The following is a 4941-nucleotide window of genomic DNA, read 5'->3' as shown; positions in this document are numbered from 1 at the left end:
GGCGGGGCATTGCTGGCGCAGCGCTTTCAGATTCCGAATGCGTGGGTATTGGGGCCGATGGCGGTCACCATTTTGCTGACCTCCCAGGAGATGGCTTTGTCGGCCATGCCGTCTTTCCTGATCAATGGTGCGCAGTTAATGATCGGCTGGTCGTTGGGCGATCGTTATCGTCCCGATTTTTTCAAGACCGCGCCCCGCTTCATGATGTTTATCCTGGTATATACCCTTATAGCGATAACCCTAGCTATCGGGGTGGGCGCGATATTGTCACGGCTGAGCGATATTTCCGTGCCTACGCTCATTCTGGGCTTGGCCCCGGGTGGCGTGGCAGAGATGTGCCTCACGGCCAAGGTCTTGCAGCTAGGCGTGCCGCTGGTGACGGCGTTCCAGGTGTTTCGGCTCGCCTGCGTGCTGCTGGTGAGTGGGCCCCTTTATCGAATTCTGCTCAGGCATTTTCCGGCCCTGGCGGCGTGATCGATTTCTGTTGCGGGAGTCTTATGCGTCATTTGCGAGACGCCCGCTAAAGTTATTGATTCAGGTTCAGCGGCCGGGTATGCTGCCATTCGCAGTTGAATTCAAGCAGCACGCAAGTCCCGTCTGCCATTTGCGGATGTCCGCCATTACCGCATTTCAGTTCGTGTCGGCGTTCTTGGTTCATTGCATTGTTTATTGAGATTTAGAGGACGCCGGATATGGCACAGAAGGGCAAGGTCAAATGGTTTAACGCGGACAAGGGATACGGCTTCATCACGCCGGATTCCGGAGGTCCGGACGTGTTCGCTCACTTTTCCGCCATCGTTGGCCGCGGCTATCGCAGCCTGACCGAAGGCCAGGAAGTCGAGTACGAAGTGAAAGACGGTCCCAAGGGCCCGCAGGCCGCGGACATCAAGCCGCTGTAAGCACGACGATCGCTATCGCGCGGCGCAGGCGCGTCGCGTTTTTTCTTCCCCGCCGCGTGGCGGGGCAGTTTTTCTTCTTCTCCGGCTTGGCGCACACCCAGCGCATCGGCCGCATTCCACAGGCAGTGGACCTGCTGGCGCACTCCTGGCAGGCAGGCGTTGCTCGCCCCACCCTTACTGCTTTGCCAAGGCTTCCTCGTTCACGATATTTTTCGGCGTGCCTGCCACCCAGGCCACGATGTTCTCGAACGCCGCCCGGAAATAGAGCTCGTAGCTATCGGCCTCCACGAAACCGATGTGGGGCGTGCAGATCACGTTCTCCATGCGCAGCAGCGGGTGGCCTTGGAGAATGGGTTCCGACTCGAACACGTCGACGGCTGCCATGCCAGGACGACCGCGATTGAGCGCAAGTACGAGCGCGTCAGATTCGATCAATTCCGCGCGCGAGGTGTTGACCAACAAGGCTTCGGGCCCCATGCGCTGGAGATCCGCCAGGGTCACGATGCCGCGGGTTTCTTCGGTCAGCTTCAGCAGCAGGCAGAGTACGTCGCTGTTTTCGAACAGCGCCTCCTTGCTCGGCGCCGTCTCGATGCCGTCGGCGCGCGCGCGTTCCAGCGTGGATTCCCGGCCCCAGGCCGTGACGGACATGCCGAAGGCCTTGCCGTAGTTCGCGACCAGCTTGCCGATCTTGCCGTAGCCGAACAGGCCCAGCCTGCGGCCGTGGAGACGGCGTCCCAGTCCGAAATTGGGAGGCATGGAGGAGGCCTTCATGCCCGATTGCTGCCATGCGCCATGCTTGAGGTGCGCGGCGTATTGAGGAATGCGCCGCATCGCGGCCATAATGAGCGCCCATGTCAACTCGGCCGGCGCGATCGGCGAGCCGACTCCCTGGGCGACGGCGATCCCGCGCTCCGTACAGGCGGCCACGTCGATGTGCGACCCGACCCGGCCCGTCTGCGAGATGAGCTTCAAGTTGGGGAGCTTGTCGAGCAGCGCCCGGGTAATCGGCGTGCGTTCGCGGATCAACACCAGCGCTTCCGTGTCTCGCAGCCGAACGGCCAATTGGCCTAATCCCTTGACCGTATTGTTATAAACCTTGACTTCGTGGCCTTCTAACAAATTGAAGCAATCGAGCTTGCGTACTGCGTCTTGGTAGTCGTCGAGAATCGTGATGCGCATGGGCTTTCCTTCGATCAGACGCGATCGTAGTCCAGTTGGTCTCGAATGCGTGAGCAGCCAACGGTAACCATCCCTTTCGAGCCGGAAATGCTTGGAAGGAGGTGCCGGGGTATATTAAGTTAACCGATCCGTCTCTATCGCAGCCGGATCTTTATTTTTCATAACTACTAGCAGGCGCTTCGAAAAGCGTCGAGGAGAATGTCACCCATGAACGCCGTGGCCAAAACAGCGGGATCTCAACATAATCTTGCGACGCTCAATGCACCCGAGTGGGTCCGTCATGAGCGCCTCAAAGCTTGGGTGGCCGAGATTGCCGCGCTGACGCAGCCCGACCGCATCGAATGGTGCGACGGCTCGCAGGAGGAGTACGACCGGCTCTGCGAACAAATGGTGCAAGCCGGCACGCTACGCCGGCTCAATCCCGCCAAACGCCCCAATTCGTACCTTGCGTGGTCTGATCCTTCCGACGTGGCGCGCGTCGAAGACCGGACCTTCATCTGCTCGGAACGCAAGGAAGACGCCGGTCCGACGAACAACTGGGTCGATCCCAAAGAGATGCGGGCCACGCTCAACGGCCTGTTCCAGGGGTGCATGCGCGGCCGCACGATGTACGTCATCCCGTTCTCGATGGGGCCGCTCGGGTCGCCCATCGCGCAGCTTGGCGTCGAGCTCAGCGATTCCCCCTACGTCGTTTGCAACATGCGCATCATGACGCGCATGGGCCGGAAGGTTTACGACGTCATGGGCACCGACGGTGAATTCGTGCCCTGCGTGCATTCGGTGGGCAAGCCGCTCGCGGATGGAGAGGCCGACGTTCCCTGGCCTTGCAATGAGACCAAGTACATCGTGCACTACCCCGAAACGCGCGAAATCTGGTCCTTTGGTTCGGGCTACGGCGGCAACGCGCTATTGGGCAAGAAGTGCCTGGCGCTGCGCATCGCCTCGAAAATGGGCCGCGACCAGGGCTGGCTGGCCGAGCACATGCTGATCCTGGGCGTGACGTCGCCCGAAGGCAAGAAGATGCACGTTGCCGCGGCCTTCCCCTCTGCGTGCGGCAAGACCAACTTCGCGATGCTCATTCCGCCGGCTTCCATGCCGGGCTGGAAGGTCTCGACCATCGGCGATGACATCGCGTGGATCAAGCCCGGCCCCGACGGCAAGCTGCGCGCCATCAATCCCGAAGCAGGCTATTTCGGCGTTGCGCCCGGCACCAACGAGAAGACCAACTACAACTGCATGGCCACCTTGCGCGAGAACGTGATCTTCACCAATGTCGCGCTCACCGACGACGGCGACGTGTGGTGGGAAGGCATGAGTGAGCCGCCTGCGCACTGCATCGACTGGCAAGGCCAGGACTGGACGCCCGAGATCGGCAAGGCCACCGGCCGCAAGGCAGCGCATCCGAATGCCCGCTTCACCGTCGCCGCGGACCAGAACCCGGCCATCGATCCGGATTGGGACAACCCCGCTGGCGTGACCATCGACGCCTTCGTGTTCGGCGGCCGTCGCTCGACCACCGTCCCGCTCGTCACCGAAGCACGCAACTGGGTCGAAGGCGTGTACATGGCGGCGACCATGGGTTCGGAAACGACCGCCGCCGCCACCGGCAAGCAAGGCGTCGTCCGGCGCGATCCGTTCGCCATGTTGCCCTTCTGCGGCTACAACATGAGCGAGTACTTCAATCATTGGCTCGAGCTGGGCGCCAAGTTGCAGGCGGCCGGTGTGGTACTGCCGCGCATCTTCTGCGTGAACTGGTTCCGCACCGACGAAAACGGCAAGTTCGTCTGGCCGGGGTTCGGCGAGAACATGCGTGTGCTCAAGTGGATGCTCGAGCGCATCGAGGGCAAGGCGCAGGGCGTGGATCACGTGTTCGGCGTGTCGCCTTCGTATGAAGACCTGACTTGGGACGGCCTCGACTTCAGCCGCGAGCAATTCCACAAGATCACCGCCATCGACAAGGAGGCGTGGCAGGAGGAGTTCCGGCTGCACGATGAACTCTTCGATCTGCTCAAGCACGGCCTGCCTGCGCAGCTGCTGGAGGTGCGGAAGAAGCTTGCGGAGCGCTTGCACGCCTGAGGACGCCTTTCGCTCCGTTCCTGCCCGGGCCCGCGTCGAGACGCGGGCTTTTTTCATCGGGCGCGGAGCTCGAGCGCCCGGGCATCCCTGTTGCTCCCCCTTTCGAAGCGACGGCCCTGGTTACAGCGTACCGGGCCACCATAATCATTCATGGCTGAACCCATACCGGGGTTTGGGCCGTTCGTTTTCAAGGAGACGATTATCGCTTGGGAGAATCGCATGCAACTCATGCAGGGGGCACGAAACGCGATATTGCTGATGGCTCTGGCCGTTGCTGGTGCGATGCCGGTCCATGCCCGAAACATCATCGATACCGCCGCGACGGCGGGCACCTTTAGCTCATGGTTGAACGCAGTACGGGAGGCGGGTCTGGAACAGGCGTTGAAAGAGCAGGGACCCTACACCGTATTTGCTCCGTCGGACGAAGCTTTCGCCAAATTGCCTGCCGCGCAGCGCGATGCCTTGAAGGACAAGGAAACCCTGGTGAAAGTCGTCAAGCTGCACATGGCGGCCGGGAAAATCCTGCTCAAGGAAGCAAAAGAAGGGACGCAAATCAAGACGGAAGCGGGCGAGACCCTCACTATCCATAGAAAGAACCGGGCAGTGCTGCTTAATGAGGCGGAAGTGCTGGAGCCCGACGTCGAAGTGGATAACGGCGTCATCAACGTCCTTGACTCAGTGCTGTTTCCCTAAGGGCAGCCATTAGGCGGCCTTGGCAACCGGGGATGAAGCACGCCCATATGCATGATAAAATCATGGAAATGGGGCGCCTGGTAGCGCTTGGGAT

Annotated in this window: 5 protein-coding genes; 4 read left to right on the top strand and 1 reads right to left on the bottom strand. The window is 61.0% G+C overall.

The features are described 5' to 3' along the window. The coding region (locus IRZ12_RS15575; RefSeq protein WP_296470308.1) for an AbrB family transcriptional regulator at positions 1-474 on the top strand (474 nt) is incomplete at its 5' end. A 218-nt stretch (positions 475-692) separates the two neighbouring features. Then, positions 693-899, top strand: a complete 207-nt coding sequence (locus IRZ12_RS15570; RefSeq protein WP_296470304.1) for a cold-shock protein — start codon at positions 693-695, stop codon at positions 897-899. A gap of 174 nt (positions 900-1073) precedes the next feature. Here the strand turns inward: IRZ12_RS15570 and IRZ12_RS15565 are convergent, their stop codons facing one another. Beyond that, the gene (locus tag IRZ12_RS15565) at positions 1074-2078 is read right to left on the bottom strand and encodes a D-2-hydroxyacid dehydrogenase family protein (RefSeq protein WP_296470300.1); all 1005 of its coding nucleotides are present in this window, start codon (positions 2076-2078) and stop codon (positions 1074-1076) included. 207 nt (positions 2079-2285) lie between these two features. Between IRZ12_RS15565 and IRZ12_RS15560 the strand changes: the two genes are divergently transcribed. After that, the gene (locus IRZ12_RS15560) at positions 2286-4154 is read left to right on the top strand and encodes a phosphoenolpyruvate carboxykinase (GTP) (RefSeq protein ID WP_296470297.1); all 1869 of its coding nucleotides are present in this window, start codon (positions 2286-2288) and stop codon (positions 4152-4154) included. Between the two features lie 219 nt (positions 4155-4373). Continuing rightward, a complete protein-coding gene (locus tag IRZ12_RS15555; protein WP_296470295.1) occupies positions 4374-4847 on the top strand; it encodes a fasciclin domain-containing protein in 474 nt (157 codons plus the stop codon). Positions 4848-4941: the final 94 nt, after the last annotated feature.

Origin of the sequence: Pigmentiphaga sp. (genome assembly GCF_019689535.1) — a bacterium.
In the GTDB taxonomy this organism is placed as follows: Bacteria; Pseudomonadota; Gammaproteobacteria; order Burkholderiales; family Burkholderiaceae_B; genus Pigmentiphaga.
This window is presented reverse-complemented; position numbering and strand designations above follow the sequence as displayed.